7 protein-coding genes are annotated in these 17768 nt (G+C 39.0%); 2 read left to right on the forward strand and 5 right to left on the reverse strand.

Translation table 11 applies throughout. From position 1 onward, the window contains the following. Window positions 1–66: 66 nt before the first annotated feature. Window positions 67–3966 carry a X2-like carbohydrate binding domain-containing protein gene (locus NSS87_RS23275; protein ID WP_339248643.1) on the reverse strand — a complete coding sequence of 1300 codons (3900 nt, stop codon included), beginning with the start codon at window positions 3964–3966 and terminating at the stop codon, window positions 67–69. 363 nt (window positions 3967–4329) lie between these two features. Here NSS87_RS23275 and NSS87_RS23280 point away from each other — a divergent pair, with 363 nt between their 5' ends. Next, window positions 4330–5172 carry a DNA-binding protein gene (locus tag NSS87_RS23280; protein WP_339243060.1) on the forward strand — a complete coding sequence of 281 codons (843 nt, stop codon included), beginning with the start codon at window positions 4330–4332 and terminating at the stop codon, window positions 5170–5172. A 324-nt stretch (window positions 5173–5496) separates the two neighbouring features. After that, window positions 5497–6570 (forward strand): Gfo/Idh/MocA family oxidoreductase, encoded by a 1074-nt coding sequence (locus NSS87_RS23285; RefSeq protein WP_339243062.1) that lies wholly within the window; start codon window positions 5497–5499, stop codon window positions 6568–6570. Window positions 6571–7915: 1345 nt separating this feature from the next. On the opposite strand, the gene NSS87_RS23290 is transcribed toward NSS87_RS23285, so the two are convergent. The 4 genes from NSS87_RS23290 to NSS87_RS23305 form a co-directional block, all read right to left on the reverse strand. After that, window positions 7916–9508 (reverse strand): sensor domain-containing diguanylate cyclase, encoded by a 1593-nt coding sequence (locus NSS87_RS23290; RefSeq protein ID WP_339243064.1) that lies wholly within the window; start codon window positions 9506–9508, stop codon window positions 7916–7918. Between the two features lie 730 nt (window positions 9509–10238). Continuing rightward, window positions 10239–12779 carry an ATP-binding protein gene (locus NSS87_RS23295; RefSeq protein ID WP_339243066.1) on the reverse strand — a complete coding sequence of 847 codons (2541 nt, stop codon included), beginning with the start codon at window positions 12777–12779 and terminating at the stop codon, window positions 10239–10241. Window positions 12780–13031: 252 nt separating this feature from the next. Continuing rightward, the gene (locus NSS87_RS23300) at window positions 13032–14852 is read right to left on the reverse strand and encodes a DUF4209 domain-containing protein (RefSeq protein ID WP_339243068.1); all 1821 of its coding nucleotides are present in this window, start codon (window positions 14850–14852) and stop codon (window positions 13032–13034) included. A 55-nt stretch (window positions 14853–14907) separates the two neighbouring features. Continuing rightward, on the reverse strand, window positions 14908–17247 hold the full coding sequence (locus NSS87_RS23305; protein ID WP_339243070.1) for a hypothetical protein: 2340 nt from the start codon (window positions 17245–17247) through the stop codon (window positions 14908–14910). Window positions 17248–17768: the final 521 nt, after the last annotated feature.

A 17768-nucleotide genomic window follows, 5' to 3' on the forward strand; every position in this document is an offset into this window, starting at 1 on the left:
TTCTCATCTCATATCATTCAGAAAAAAGGGGCCAAAGAAGGCCCCTCCGTTCATTCATCGCTCAACTTATTCTGTCCACTGTTCTCCGCCTTGTGTACTAGGCTTCGAGATATGGTCGGTCGAAGCCTCCTCAATATCACCGAATGCCCAGTGGGAGACTGGAACATCGTTCCACCCTGGCTGCGAGACACCCATAAGCGGGCCCCTGCCCAAAACTCTGTTGATAGCTGTAACGGCTTCCGCACGAGAAAGCTTGGAATTCGGACGGAAAGTTCCGTCACTGTAGCCATTCATTATGCCTATATCTTGGGCTTTCTTTATCGCTGCCTGTGCCCAGTGACCGGTGATGTCAGAGAAGCCGCGGCCCGATGTTGTAGAATTCGGGCTCAGCATGGCTGTTAAACTAGCCATTTCTGCACGCGTCAATGGTTGATTAGGCTTAAAAGTACCATCAGTATAACCGTTCATTAGTCCCATCTTAGCTACTTTGGCAATAGCATCTGCCCCCCAATAGCTGGAGGGAACATCACTGAATGTTACGCCTGATCCAGTGGCCTCTTTCTCAGCAACCTTCGCTAGGATGGTTGCCATCTCAGCACGGGTAATGGGAGCATCGGGTTTAAAGAAGCCTCCCGGATATCCGTTGATATACGCCGAATGTCGCATCGTCTCGGCATCATCCTTCCCATCAGTTCCAGATGCCGGAGTTGGCGTTGGCGTCGGAGTCAGGGTAGGTGTGAATGAAGGCTGAGCTGGTATAGACGGACCCCCTGCATCAGTCGGTGTAGGTGTTGCCGTCGGCGTCGGCGTTGGTGTTGGAGGTTCTGTAGGGTTCGTTGTTCCGCCATCACTGGTTGGGACTGTGAATTTCAATCGATCTGTCAGCATGAGATTACCTGATTTCTTCACAGCTTTAAGTGTGTGTAAGCCGCTTGCCAATCCAGAAATACTATAAATCTCCTGTTGTGTCAGTCGACTCTGACTATAAGCATTCACGGTCTGAATCCATTGTCCGTCCACATAAATATCTACTTCACCTTGATCTGGACCCGTAGGTGTGATCAATCGGATTCCAGTGCCCTTGAAGGTATATTCAAAGGAATCGCCGTCCACTGTCGTTGAATGCACATCATTAAGATAATCGCCACCAATAGTAAAGCTGAGGTTCAGCTTTCCCACTGGTTGTGCTGCGAGATAAGATTTGTTCAGTGTAACACGGTCACCAGCTACCGTATAATCGGTCCCAGGAACCAGATGATATGATCCATTCGTAATGCCTATGAAGCTTTCCGGCTGTTGTAGAAGTGTAATCTCAATGTCCTGCTGAGCAGAAGGCGATTTATCAAAGCTCGCTGCGATCGGATTAATCATATTCGGAATCTCTACCTTGAGCATGTCAAGCAGCATGAATCTGCCTGATTTTTTCACAGCCTTGAGTGTGTGCTGTCCATCTGTAAGCCCAGAGATACTGTACAGAATCTGCTGTGATAATCGCCCGTTTCGATAAGCGCTTACCGTGCCCTTGAATTGATCGTCTACATAGATATCCATATCCCCTTGTGATTCGTCTACCTCAGTGAACAGTTGAATCCCTGTTCCTCTGAAGGTATATTCAAAAGAATCACCATTCTGCTCCGCATACTGCACATCGTCATTGTAGTCGCCCATTCCTCTTCCACTACTGCGGGACCAATTACCGTTATATTTGATTCCCGGATCGTCGTTATTAACCATCACATAACGGATGCCTGTAGAATCGCTAATGTGTACCGCTAGTGTCTGTGGATCACCGGCGTTAAAGATGATGTTAAGACTTGTTATGCCAGCAGATTGCCGTGCCAGATATTCCTTCTTAATGGTCAATTTGTCATTAGTCACCGTATAATCTTCTTCGCGGAGTGCCACTCCATTATTCTCAATACCACTCAGCGTATTACCATGCAGATTAAGCGTGACTGTGACATCCTTCTGTTGTTCCGTTGCTTTATCAAACCCAGCGGAAGTCGGAGTGATAGAACTGTTCTGACCCCCAGCCGGACTTTCTGTTGTCACTTTCAGCGCGTCGAGCAGCATATAATTTCCTGATCCCTTGTTCACCTTAAGCGTGTGAGGGCCGTTAGAAAGTCCTGATACACTATAAAGAGATTGTTGTACCTCTCTCGGTCCACTTGTATACGCATTTACAGTCTGTGCAACCCCATCGTCTAATGTAACAATCATTTCTCCTTGCGATTCATGCTTTTCCGTCAGCAGCTCAATGCCCGTTCCCGTAAAGGTGTACTCAAAAAAATCACCGTCCTTCTCGGTATAGTGCACATCGCCATTATAATCTCCATGTTCTCGGGCTGAGCTTACCTGCCATGTGCCGTTGTATTTAATGCCGCTGTCATTATCATTAATGTAAACCACATCCGTAACGGTGGTATTGCTTGCCGAAGCTGAATCCGCAGCAGGGGCAGCTCCAGAGCTAAGAGCATCCTCTTGAGGAGTACTGGTAGCAGCACTGGAATCCTTGATTGTAATGCTCAGATCCTGCTTTCCCTCTAACAGCTCCTTGCCTCCATTTCGCTTCCAAACTCCGCTGTAGCGCATCCCTGTATCATCGTTATTGACAGCTGATGTACCGCTTAGCGCGGTTACTTTAAGCATGCGAGAGGCATGGGGTTCAAGGATGCCACCGCTGAATTCCTTCTCAAAGGTTCCCAGCTCGGAATGGCTCCATAGGTCGCGCACTGAAGCCGGACCATCAAGGCCAAGATCACTCCATTTGACTTTAACCTCCGCACCCCGACTACCCAGATTGAACAAAGCAACGCTGTAAGTCCCATCTCCATTATTGGCGTACCAGACCTGCTGCTGGGTATCCATCGACACCGGATGTCCAGGCCGTCCAGCCTGATTTACGGCAATTACCTCATCATTGGTAAGCAGTTCTAGTCCATAACTATCCAGCCGTGTCATGTCATTCCCCGTATAGAGCGGTACGGAAGAAATGGACCAAAACGTCATCGCAGTCTTCCGCTCATCCTTGGTCAGACCATCCATGGAGCCGTTACCAACATTCAGGGAATCGAAGTCATTCCAGCCACCAGGGCCTGCGTCCCGCCACCAAAGTGCCGCTTTGGGGAATAATCGGGAAATACTCGGCCATGCTGTCAACCCACTTCCGTCATAAGATTCAACATCCCAATCAATTCGCCAACCGTTAGCATATTTTTTCCAGAATTCTACGTAATTGTGATCGAGCGCCCAGGACAGCTCAAACCAGATGTTATTTCTATCCAAAGCCTTGGACCATGCTTCTACATCGCCGCGTGCATCCCGGCTCAAGTTGTCAATCCCCGACCCAGGGGTTACGCTGTCGAATTTGACGAAATCGATCCCCCACTCGCCAAGCATATCTGCAATAGAATCCACATACTTCTGGGCACAGGGATTCGTGAAATCAATTTTATAGGTGTAGGAATTCCAATAATCCATAATGGTAAGCGGCTTGGCCGTAATATCCTGAATACGACATTCGCCGCCTGTCCCATACACCTCAAGATTTCGGTTATATGCATCGATAGATACCCCCGGGATCAGATAGATCCCAATCTTTTGTCCATTATTATGAACATAGTCAATGACCTCCTGAAATCCGTTCGGATAAAGGACTTCACTAGGAATAGGTCTCCCGTATTCATCCATATCGCCATTCCAGCCCGCATCAATATTAATATATTCATATCCATGGGCTTGCAGCTTCTCATGCATCGCATCCGATTGCTTCTTAACGCTCTCCGCCGATGTCCAGTTTCCTGCCCCATCATACACTTGCATACTGTAACTGCTCCAGCCCATATACGGCTTTTGAGCCATACTCTTTTCCGCCGCTTGCGCAACATTGCCTTTCATTCCTGTAAAACCGAACTGTACTGCTGCAATAATGAATACTAGCAGACTCATACCCAATCTTTTTCCCATTCGCTTCAAATCATCCTTACCCCCTCATGAAATGTGGTCAAAATTACTTTGATAGCGCTTTCTTTCGGGAAGATCATAATTGAATATGGATTCCCAAGATAGGTACATTTCGGTATTTTACGTACAAATAACCCCAAAATAGAGGGGCAAATAAACAGCCTAACAGACATAATTCCCTCGATTCGAAGAACTTAGTAAAAACACTGTACCCTAGTTATATTGGGACAATCACAAAACAAACTCTTGTTTCCTCGTTCCAGTGATGAAAATCACTTACTTTATTGGTAAAATAAAGAATAGTCTAGAGATACAACCGACATAGCTATAACAGATGAATGATATACAGAAGAAAGGAAGATCGCATTGAAGTTGGATTTGGATGGATTAAATGCTGATTTCTTAACTAGTATGCTTAAGGCATCTTTTTCATTGGAAAATTGGGGTGCTATGATTGAAATTGCAGATAGATTGATTACCCAGATTGCATTCATATATGAGACAAGCAGTGACACATTGAGAGAACAAAACCTGAAGCGGAGTATTCCCTATTATTTTGGATTTAGCTTATGTTCAAAAGGAATCGCACTGCAAAAGCTCGGTAAGTATCCTGAGGCTAGAATGTGTATTCAAAAATATGCTGAATTGGGCTGGATCAAAGGACTAGATGATGAGGGAATTAATGAAGTCAAATACTACTGTAATATTGCAAAAGCCAATACCTACGTGCTCGACCTTTTGGAGGGCCAGACAGGAGTCCTAAAGGAGTATGTTGAATTTATTAGAAACAGTGCTGAGGAAGAGTTACTGCCAGGACTAATTACCATCTTGGAATCCTCGATAAAATATAACTATTCCGTAGATTGGATTCTGAGTGATCTTAAAAACAACGTAAATGACATAGAAAAGTATGTGACTAATGTGGAAATAAGATATTACGAGGAATACATTTATTTGCTGGTGATGTATTACTACGAACAAGAGAATATGAACGAAGCAATCAACACTATTCTAGAAACTCTGATTTTTAGTATCAAAATTGAAAACGATACAAACCTCAAGAAATCAGTAGCACTCTTTGAGCTCCTAAGAGAACATGCTCATCAATCACAACTTCAAATGTATCACAACATAATGGAAAAAATAATAGTCAAAGAGTTTACTAATGAAAAAGAAAATGTTCTTGCTTACAGTCGTAGTCTTGATTAGTTCCAGCTTAATGATCGCCTCTGCAAGTGCTTCCGCTGTCAATTTGGGTTCCACAATTTACACCGTTAACAATCACGGAAGGTCATTGATTGAAATTTTATAAGTGGATTATACAAAGGAGCGATCATCCGGCTATTGGATAATCGCTTCTTTGTATGTAAATGCAAAAGATAGCTTAGCTAAAGACAACAAAAAGTAATAGTTTCATATTATACATAATCCTATGTACTCTATCATTTTTTATATACAATAATAAGAGACAACTGATACCTGTGCTACGAAGGTGTTTACATACAAATCAACCATTAGAGGTGTATTTTAAAGATGAACAGACCAATTCGTTTTGGAATAATCGGAAGCGGCTGGCGGGCGGAAATGTATCTTAAGTTGGCTCACCTGCTTCCGCAGCAATTTCAGGTAACCGGTGTATTGATCCGCAACCCTGCCAAATACCAGCAACTGATCGACAAATGGAACCTGACCGTGTACAGCTCGATGGAACGTCTTGCGGCCGAGAGCGATTTTGTGGTTCTGGCGGTGTCCAAAACCTCTGCCGTCTCACTGCTGTTGGAGCTTGCAGCGCTGCAAGTACCTGTATTGGCCGAAACACCCACCGCCTCCACGCCGGCTGAATATGAACTGCTTCGATCCAGTGCCATTGATTTCCCTCTGATTCAAATAGCCGAGCAATATCCGCTGTTGCCTCATCATCAGGCAAGAACCGCCTATATTCAAACCGGACATTTGGGCGAGGTAGGTCATGTTCAAGTCTCTGTTGCGCATGGTTATCATGGAATCAGCCTGATCCGTAAATGGCTCTCGATCACTGGCACAGCATGTGAAATCACAGCTCGCCGGCTAGAGGTTCCAATCATGGACTTCTCTTATAGGGGGAGGGAGGCCGAAGATGACCTGAAGACAGAGCAGCAGGATATCGCAATTATGGTGTTTCCCTCCGGCAAAAGCGCTGTGCTTGACTTCACTCGCTCCCAATATTTCTCGCCCCTCCGTACCAACCGGGTACTCATCCGCGGATCACATGGAGAAATTCGCGATAATGAGATTATCCGTCGCCTGGGAACCGAAGAGACCGAGTATATGAACATTAGTCGGATTCAAGGCGGACAGGAAGGCAGTCTGGAAAGTCTCTCCTTGCATGAATTGCGTGCAGGACAGCTTAGTCTATTTCAGAACCCGTTTCATCCCTCTCCCCTTTCTGATGAAGAGATTGGGATAGGACAAGCCTTATTGAATATGTCCAGCTTCCTGCACACGGGAATTTCAGCATACTCATTAGCGGATGCCTTAATAGATATCAGACTGTCATTCGCGGTCGATGAAGCCATCGCCCTTGGAAGCACTATAACTTTGCAAGATGAGATCAGGTCTGCCAAATAAAAACAAACACATGAGAAAGTTAAGAGCCTTCTCATGTGCCTGAACAATTGTATACGATTCAATGACTCGAACAAGTGTAGCATGCAAAACAGAAATCAATGACCGCCCGATTTCAATGCCATGCCCTCATGCTCCATATGAAATTTAATTAAACGAACAAATATCCGATTACAGGACCCATAAAAATAACCAAATATATAAGTGTAATCCATGGCTGATAATGAATATAGAATTCTTTGAAAGAAAGACTCCAAGGATGCTTAATGATCACCCAGCCCAAAACATCAATTATAATGCAAACTCCGGCCCATATTGCCCCTGTAATAAGAGCTTCTTCAAGGTTGGGTACAGATAACCCCCGCATATATAGCCAACCAAAGATAGAAAACAGAATGACATTATAAAGAGGATGCCAAGGCTTTGTTTTTTCATATCCCTACCCCATACCTTTTTCGTCCATTGGACTCATTTTTAACACATAAATATTAAATACGGTATGTAAAACTCCAACAATAGTCACTATAAAATAGCAAATCCATAACCATAACATCGACATTGCAAAATCCTGCATAACTGCCTCCTTTTATTACCCCAGCGCATGCAACTGCTGCTTTTCCGGCTATGGAAATGAGACCATTCAAAACAGAGTTGTTGTTTGAATTGAAAACATCATATCTGACTCCGCTCAAGTTTGCGCTTGATAATACGATGGTTATTATGCTTGCATCCGGACTGTATCTAACCTGGTAACCCTTATAAATATGCGCCTTCATTGGATCTAATGAATTCAAATCTTTGTACACGCCCTTTTGCAGAAACCGAAAGAAACGAGTACGAAAAGGGAACATTGCATATTGTTGGCATCCGGCTCCTTTGACGGAAATTCAGTAAAGGAGGCTGCCGTTATAAAACCAGAATGAACCGGCGTTAGCAAAATGCCAGCAAACCCGCTTAAAATCAAACAAGGGTTCCAGCTCAAATGAGCTGAAACCCTTGTTTTTAGTGATGCCGAGGACGGGGGTCGAACCCGTACGGTTCTCACGTACCACAGGATTTTAGTCCTGTGCGTCTGCCTATTCCCGCAAAGCGTTGATAACACTGGAGTTTTCAGTGCTTAAAGTTCAACACCTAGCCCTTTAATAGTAAGAATTATGTGCGTTTCTGGCTTTCTTAATTACTTGCTCTTAGGAAATACCCAACGATAATAATACTCCCACTCTGGTTTTCTTTCCTCGGGAATATTATCAATTAATTAATGCTTCTTCCATTGTTGCTGGTGCCGCATTTTCAACTTTCACTATGATGCAGAGGATAAGGAACGCACCGCAAATTTCGAGAAATTGTTTCAAACATCAGCGACCATCGTCCGGTTTCTTCCCCTGCTCTTAGCCAGGTATAACGCTTGATCCGCCTTCTCCAGCAGCCCCTCCCGCTCCAATGCATGAATAGGATAATGGGCGATACCTAGAGAGATCGTAACCTGTGTCGGGATTGGCCCCCTGCTTTGTTCCATTGCCCGCCGGACTCTTTCAGCTATGATGAAAGCTTCCTCAGGAATTGTGTGGGCTAGCAAGATGATGAACTCTTCACCGCCGTAGCGGTAGCAAACATCGTCTGGACGAAACGAGGTAACTATAACTTTGGCTACATGTTTCAGCACTTCGTCGCCGATGAGATGGCCGTAAGTGTCGTTCACGAGTTTGAATTTGTCTACATCCAGTACAATGAGCGAAAACGGCTGCCCAGAGGTAATCCACTGACTCATCGTATACTCTAACGATCTCCGGTTCATTAAACCAGTCAGAGCATCCGTCGTAGCCTCTTGGGTCAGTTGATCCGTCTGCTTCTGAATATCCGTCACGGCAAGCAACACAGCCTTGGTCAGCAGATCTGCCTCTCGGCTCCATTGCGGCTTCGCTTCTGGCAATTCAATCTTCTCCTTGCCCATTCTGCTCACCAGATTTGCCAGGTACACAAAAGGCCGGGCCAGCTTGCGTGCTACGAGAATGACGCCCATCAGGAGTATAATGAACGGAAACAACGAATACCCGAGAATTGTCCGAAGGTGGCCCATCAGTTGATGATGAATGACACTAATCGGCGAAACGACCACGATTCCCCAGCCATTGGCCGGTACGCTGGAGTATCCGGCAAGCATTTCAACGCTACGGGTGTTGCGCACTTGCTGTTCCCCGCTTTCCCCTTTCATAAGTTTCTGTACAACCTTGTTACTGCTGACATCCTCCCCAATGAGCTGCTTATCCGGGTGGTACAACAGATGCCCGCTTGAATCCACAATATAATAATAAGAGCCAGAATTGTCCACGTTGTTGTCGCCAAAAATCATAGACAAAATATTGTTCTCTTGCAGATAAAACGTGCCGCTCAAAATACCGCGATATATACCATTGTTGCTGAAAATCGGCTGACTCATAAACACAATTAGTCTCTTGGTGGTTTGGGTCATATAGGGGGAGGATATGTAAGGTTTTTTGAACGCCAGAGCTTCCAAACCGACTTTAGAAGTAATATGGTCGCCTGTTGTCCCCAAACTAGTCGGTACTACGTTGCGGACCAGCCCGTCGGCATCGACCACGGCGATAGAATTGAAGTAATTGCTACTATTGCGCATCAGTTCTAAATTATCATCTACTTGCTTCGGCGTTGAGCCATCGTCATCGGAGAGTGTGGCAGCGCTATATTCCAAACTGCTGCGCATGGACTGAAATAAGGAATCCATTGTCTTGGTCATTCGGTCAGCGTTGTAGTAATTCAAATGGAGCGTAGTCTCCATCAATGATTGTTTTTTGGACTCGTAAGAACCGATCAGAAGAATGCTTGAGGTTAGTAGAACCACCAGCGTAACCAAGCCCGTAAGCAGCGATGTGAGACTGAGCTTTTTACTTTGACGCGGCTCGGCTCTTCTCAGTGTAAGCAAACTATAACCCTCCTTGAATCTTGAAAACTAGCTTTATCAATAATACAACAAATTAAGATGTTATTCGACAATAATCAATGAACTCCAATCTCTCACACCACTGTACGTACCGTTCGATATACGGTGCTTCATGAAATATTACATATTAAAAAGCTCCTCTCCAGAGCTTGTGAATTGACAAGCACTGAAAAAGAGTATTATCAACCTGATTTCTGTGAGTTTGGATGTAATTCCCAGATATACAGAATCTTTAGCTTTTGACGGATGCTTTACTCAAGATAAACAAAAAAACCTTGATTTCTCAAGGTTTTCACTGTGATGCCGAGGACGGGGGTCGAACCCGTACGGTACTCACGTACCGCAGGATTTTAAGACCTGAAGTAGTCTTTTTAGTACCTTACCTACACCACAGAAAGATCGTACATAAATCCTTTAACCGCGCGGGTTAAAGGATTTTTTTGTTCTAGACTCTTATACGTTCAGAGATTTGGATATGCAGCGATGTTAGCAAAAATGTTAGCAAAGGGAGGATAAAAGCTTTACGAAACTGCCCTTTATTAGAAAACGGACCCTTCTCCTAAAAAAATTCTCTCGTTTATCCTATCCTATAGAACCTCTCCTCTCCACTCACAGAGATTTTTTTAAGTTGCATTATTCAACGTTCGATTACAACGCAATGCACAGCCACAGCAAGAAAAATGTGTGACTAATAACGTGAATACACTAAGACTTAGCAAAGCATATTTCTATATTTTTCTTTTAGAAAAGGAGTCTGAATGGATTTAAACTGTCTTAAGTATTCAATTAAAGTTTCTTTTTGAACAGGATCATTTAATTTCACATATACTCCCAAGCAAATAGCCTGATAAATCGCGTTACAAATATCATTCTCAATCTCTATGTTAATATCATCCCTTGATACATTTGGTACGATATCATCCATAACAATATTAATTTTAAATTCCTCAAATCTTAAATAATAAAGCATTTTATTTAGTGTAAGTGCTAGGGATTTGACATACACCCCTTTAATGTAAAGCTTAAGATCGAAAGATGTCCTTCTATTTTGCGAATAATATTGTTTTGGTGAATTATCAACCAGTTCCAAAAACACATCATTACCAGAAAGATAAAAAATATTAAATGAGTCAAAATCAATTAATGTGTGGTTACACATTCTGTCCTGTCCATAATCATATAAAGCACTAAAATTCAATTCATCCATAATAGATTCACGATAAGATAATATTCCTTCTTTTGCCGTGGCTATCTTGTCATCAGAAGCTAAAATTGTAATATAGTCTGTATTATTTTTTTCAATATAATGCTGTAATGCCTCATCTAAATCATCAAAAACCTCAATTATCTTATCTAAACTTTTACCGTCATCAATAATCGGAATATTGATCACCTTAAGTTCTCCATTACTAACTAAATCCAAAATGTTAACCCTAGATTCTGCGAAGTCAATCATTTTTTTGTCAAAATAGTAAGCGGTGCCTTTTAAATTAATGTCATCAATATTAGTATTGAACAAATAATTTAGAGGATTCTTAACTAGAAGTTCTCCTGTTATACCCTCAAGAAAATCTGAAAGATTGATGCCTATATCGTTTATATTAGTATTTTGTTCAGAAGAGAATAAGTTATTGATAATCTCTATTTTTTCCTCGGAGTTTTTATCTATCAATTCAATTCGGACTCCATCAGATAGAAAGTACAAATTTAGAAACTCTTCTATCTCCGTTATGCCTTTAGGCCATACTTTCATAAATTGATCATATTTAAGAATTATATCTGTACCGAAATGTTTAACATCTTCACTTTCTTTTATTGAAACATATTCATCTTCTTTTGATAATTCAACTTCATACCTTGTGGAGTTCTCAAAATGCCTTGTTTTTACATTAACAATGTCAGATAGCATAAAACCAGCCAAAAAACCAATCCCATAATTGCCTATTGGTTTATGTTTTAGACCTTTTAAAAGATAATCATCAGAAGTGTAGTAAGAAGATCCTACATTTAGAAAATATTTTTTGAGTATTTCAATAGTCATACCACTACCATTATCACTAATAATAACTTGATTTTTATAACTATCTAATATTACTTTAACTACTGGCTTATATACTTCATCACCAAATTCTCTAACTCTATCTTCAATTTCTTTTCTCGTTTTACATGCATCTATAGAATTCTGTATCAATTCTCGTAATCCATTTTTTCTATGCCCATATATTTGTTCACCCATTAATAGATTTGTAATTTGTCGAAAATCAATAATAAATCTTAGATCTGCAAATGTGTACCCTTCAGATTTAATTTCATTCCGTACATGAGATTTAAAATTCACTACATATTGATTTTCCATTTTACTTGTTATTTTATTTATATTTTCAATTTCAGAATTAATCCAATCTATATATTTTAGTATTTTCCTGTGTATAACCGAATCGTTACATTTACCAAATAACTCAACTATCTTGTAACCTCTTGAAGCATCAACAGTTATCTTGTTAGAATTATCCACACTAAAATGCTGCTTCCATTCTTCATGACTTACACCCGTTGGTTCTAATGTTTTAAACAAACTTGGAGGGGTTCGTTCACTGTCAAAATCTAATAAATCAGCTAATCTTAAAACCATTGCACAGAACTGTGTATTAATTGTATATATTCCCTTTAAAGAATATGTGGTTAGATTTTTTTCTATCCAACTTACATCCTCCGTATGTGCTTGGCATATTTTTGAAATTTCCTCAGTAAAATTAGTATTTGGCATCGTTGGAATAATAAGGATTTCCTCAAGCTCATTTTTTATGTATTCTGCAGACCGCAATGCATGAACCCTTCGTATATAATCTTGGATGGCTTTTATGTGATCATTGTGAAACTTTTTCAAAAAAGCTTCATAGCTATAACTATTATAATTAAGTGCCCCTGTCTTAATATTTTCAACCTCACTAGTTGTAGCTCCCATCCCTATATCATGAAGCAACGCTGAACAAATTAAGAAAGTAATCTCAAGATCGGAAAGTAACTCTATACTCGGTATAATATCCCCCATATAATGTATTATTCTAAGTGAATGATTGATATTATGCAGTGTATAGTCAGGAAAAACTTGTGCAACTCGTATATCTAGTATATCTTTTATTTTGCGATATACTTTGACTACAACTGAATACAAATCATCATTACGATCCTTTAAAGCTATTAATAAGGCCGGGGGATTAGCTTCAAAGTGCAGTTGGCTTAGTTCCTTCAATTAAGCACCTCTATTCAAAATAGTCATTATAAATAATTTCCCTGTTATATAAGCTAAACTTAAGAAAGATCATCAGATAATTGATCAAACCCGTGTGGATCAAAGATTTCGCTAATGCAGCAAGCTAGATTCTCAAAGTGATAATTTTTGTTTTTATTCCTTAAAACTTATACCATAAGAAATTCACAAAGGTCAAAATATTGACGCGCAGTAGATAAATCAGCCGGAGATAGCATCAAGTAATTAAAGAAACTATTCTTCATTAGCCAATGTTATTTCTTGCTGATTGCTTTGAATCCATGATAATTTAAACAGATAACATATTTTCAGGATTATCCACCAAGCATATACCGCTTGAGAGGATCTAAACCCATTATCATCAACTAATCCATGAGCAAACTGGTTTCTAAGATTAGAACCTGATCGTTCTATAAAAAGTCCCTGCAACTCAAACACAAGATCTTTTCCTAAAATATCATTTAACTCTGGAACAAATAGTAATGTGTTTAAACTCTTTTCATCTTGAATGCCTTTTGAATCAAGACCGGATGTAATAATTCCAGAGCGTTCTAACAATATCCGAATCGAATTTTCTAATTGAGGAATTAAAAGGTGTGTACTTATGAGAAAATCACCATGAAAACCGGCATGCAATCCTCGAATGTACGTATACATTCTTGATCTTTCTATAAAAGGATTATCTTCTATGATAAATTGAATATCTCGCATTCTCACTGGATGTTCAAGAAGAATCTGTAGTCTTGCAGGTTCTATCATTCCATGTACAAATATCAATTGATGATTTGTGGCATGCTGATACATTTCGGCTCTAAGTGCAATTTCAACTTGTTCCGAATCCTCAGAAAAAGTTGATGGTCGTCGCTCAATTACTTTTCCAGAATTATTTACAGCAACGGAGGAAAATAAATGGCGGAATAGAAACTTTTCATTTTGTTCTCTAACTGTTTGTCTTAACCTTTCAACGTTAGGTGAAGAAATTAAGTTCACCAAACTTAGCACAGCGTCTTCGAACGCTTTATCCCTAATTATTGCATATATCTCAGATTGCATATTGCTCAAATCAATAGGATCTGATTTAATTGGAATCATTTCTTGAACCGATTTTTTTTGATAATCTAACAATAATTGATGTAACTCCTTTATTCTTTGAGTACTTCCCATAATATTTCTTAAAGCTTCGATTGCACTTTGTATATGTCCAGATGCTAAAGAATACTTAGGTGAATTTTGAGAACGAAGAGCATGTTCGGCCTCCATTACATAAGTTTCTGCAGATCGAGTAGATTTCAGTTTTTCTTCATCCGTATTTTTTAAAAGCGTATACCAATGAGCACACACTTTCCAATAGGCTCTCGCCAACCGCCATTCACTTTTCACTTCAAAACGAGTGGCAATTTTTTCTGACAATCGTGCATATTTCAATGCATTTCCCATTCTTTGTTCCTGTAATAATTCCATGAGTCGAGCTGAAAAAAATAGTGAATCTTCCCCATTAACTTGATCTAACGCCTCTTCTATTACGCTTACAACTAATGACATTGATTCGTTATTTCTGCCCAAAGAAGCTGCAATTTGAGTAGCTCGATTAATTCGATTAATACATGGAGGCCAATGTTGGATATCCATTAATCTATGAAATGAATCTAAATAAGATAGAACTGCCTGTTGTGCAGACTTAAAATCACGTTGGCTAACCCACAAGACATCACAGATTCTAGCTCTTAATTCACAATCAATATCCTCTATTTTGAATTCCTTTAAAAGATCTAAGTAGTACTTTGGAATTTCGTCTAACCTAACATAATGCCCGTGGTAAAATAAAAAACCTTCCTTGTAAGGCTCTTCAATTGTGTCCAAATCTAATTTCAGTGCGGAAATGCTCCCGAACAATAAAAGTCCTTCTTTTTTAATTAGGTCTTGAGTTTCAAAGGCTTCCCTAAGAAGAACCTCTGCATATGCCCCGCATTCCTTACTTCTAGCCCCTTGCAGCAGTCCTTCCCATCCAATTTCCACTAAATCATTACATGTTAAAGAACTATCTGACTTGAACACGAGTTGATACCTCCCAAAAAGGTTGATACTTTTGTGTTTCATTTCAAGCTTAGTTTTAGTCCTGCTGCTTAAATAGATTTTGCAATCCATTAATAATTTCAACCTTTTGTACAACAGACACCGCTAAATTCCTACATTCATTTGCTTGGCAAACAAGGCTCTCTACATATTCCTTAATTGACTTATTTTTATTATTGATAATCTCTTTTACTCTTATCAAGAAAGATCTAGCATTAGTTCCTTCTGTCAGATACTTATATTCGTTTTCAATAAAATGCAATATCAGGAATTCTATAATACCCTTTCCCGGGTAATGATTATCAAACAAATCATTGAACTGAACTTCAGAGAGTATAAAAAATGGATTTAAGAAAAACACTCTAAAATCATTTACAATAACAAAATGGTCTGACGTAAACGAAATCTCTTTGCTGAAACAAATTAAATGCTCAAAGAAGAATCGCTCACCTAGTAACTTGGGAGTTTCAATCATTTCTTGCAAAAAGCTAATTCTCCAGTCCCTATCATATGATGACTGTATACTACTGGAATCAAAATCATAAAAATTTATAGGGTAGTGGAAGTTGTTTGAAAAGATAAATATAAATTTTAGAAGTTTTGAATAAGACATATAATGCATAGATAAACACTGATCTACAATTTCCTCATTCAATCTCCTTATATCTACTTGCTGACTTACCCATCGTATTAACTCTTCGCCAATTCTATGATTCTTGATTTTATAGCAAACGAAATCCAACACATCCTTATCTGTGATGGACTCTTCCACCCATATTTCACTTATAATATGGCGAAAGAATAGAACTTCTCTCTTCCATTTCCATGAAGGCCCAGTATATAACAAATGATAAAAGACTATGGATGCCTTGTACTTAAAATCTAGTTTTCCAGCCAAAAAATCCAAGTACGTTTTATTTTCTTCTGTGTATTCCATGTTAATAATATAGTTATAAATGATATCGCTTGTTCGTTCATCTATCCTGCTTGTATTATCATATGAACGATGCGAACCCCAAAAATTGGAGTATTGTTTATGCTTTAGATCATCCAAATAGTACTTATAATAATCCAATAGATTATACAAATACGTATCGTAGCTTTTAATGAGTATCTTTTCGTATTTTTTTAATTCATTAGCATTGGATTTATTAGCTTTTTGTATTTTTTGGAAACCTATTCTTTTTGTTATATGTTGGTGAATCTCATCAATGTCATCACAAGAAGAAATACGATTTACTAGAACAGAGGGTAATTTAAAATAGGTGCATTCTCCATCAATCGTCCAACTTTTTGTATTTGAATAAACGCTAGTTAATCTATCCAACAATTCTTCCTCGTCTACATGAATAGCGGCTATGCTTTTATAAATTGCATGGTCATGCAGTCTATAGATTGCTAACAAATCGCGTAGTTTTAGTTCAATGTTACTTTTTTCAATTTTTTTGTACAGCTGATTAAAAAAATTATGTAAGTAGAATGGTCTATAATTAAATTCACGTGCTCTTCGACTGAATACATTATACATTATATTCCATCTACTTTGTTTAAACTCCACTAAAGAGAAAACTTCTTCTAGAACATGCATTATCATTTCAAGCTGTTCTACTTTGTCTAGTGATTTCACTTCTTTAAAAAGTGCATTTAAAAAATAATCATAATTGTCTCTGACAGAGTATTCAAATATCTGATGATATTCTTCAGTAACCGATTTTTTGATTTTCCACTCTAGCCATGCACTACGCTTTTCCTGAATGTCATAAAGTACTCTCATGATATTCAAACTTTTCAAAAATAGGTAAGCATACAGAACATAAATAATTAATACACTCGATTCCCAAAATGCTTTTGGGAAATTGTTAGATATTTTCAAATCATTAAATAATGTATGAATCACCTGACTTAAGCTAGGATAAATTACTACATACAATAGAAGCAGTTTAAAAATTGTTGAATTAAAAACATTAGACCCTAGGTGATTAAAAAAAATCTCTTTAGTTATACTTCTGCCCCAGTATTTGTCATTTTTATTTTGAAGAGCATAACCAATTGTAAACTGCAAGAAAGTATACAGAATACCGTACAAAGTTAAGATGCTGATCACCAAGGCATTATAATTATCCTTATTGCCAAACTGAATAAAATCGTAATTTTGCTGAAGCGCAACAAGCAAAGCCATCACAACAAGGGGGAAAATGACCGTAATGATAGTTTTAAAGATGCCTGTCTTAAAAAAATACTTTCCAACTCTATTATTTAAAAGCAAAATATTCATTCTTGTATACATGGGTTTTATGAAAATGTGGAAGAAAACAAAAACGAAAAATACAAAAAAGAAAATCTTAAGGTTTTCCTGAATGAATTTGAAAAATCCCAATTATTTACCTCCTGCATGAACAATCTTTAAAACCCTATTATAAAACACGTTTACTTTTCTGTTACTTTTATAAAGATTTTACTATAACTCATAAAAAACTACTTTTAGAATAGTATTATCACCAAAATTTATAGTTTTGTCGCAAAAAAACAGGGTATTCTCTGGATTGCTGAGACCATTAAGAGAGAGCCATACAAAATAAAGCCTTCAAATATAGTGCCTTTCTTAAAAAATTTATATTCGGCACAATTAATAAAACTGCGCTACCTTGTCTCGCTAAGGTTGGAATATTCTTGTTTAAACTTCGCAAGCTCATTCATTGTTCTTGTAAACGAGCTATCACTGCTTTCGTTGATCTAATGATTTTTTAGCCTCATACCTCCGTCCTGCTTCTTCTTTTTGTTCATTTAAGCTATTTCGTCATTTGAGATTTGTCTTACCTGGCAGTTGCGAGTTAATAACAATAGTAGCCACCAATAACAAGAACCAAGCACTTGGAAAGAGATAGATCATAAACCAAC

The sequence above is a fragment of the Paenibacillus sp. FSL F4-0243 genome (assembly GCF_037963295.1).
GTDB lineage: Bacteria > Bacillota > Bacilli > Paenibacillales > Paenibacillaceae > Paenibacillus_AQ.

What these genes read in the sequence shown, in the direction of transcription:
- NSS87_RS23275 (WP_339248643.1), bottom strand. Translation starts at nt 3,966, where the DNA reads ATGGGAAAAAGATTGGGTATGAGTCTGCTAGTATTCATTATTGCAGCA.
- NSS87_RS23285 (WP_339243062.1), top strand. Translation starts at nt 5,497, where the DNA reads ATGAACAGACCAATTCGTTTTGGAATAATCGGAAGCGGCTGGCGGGCG.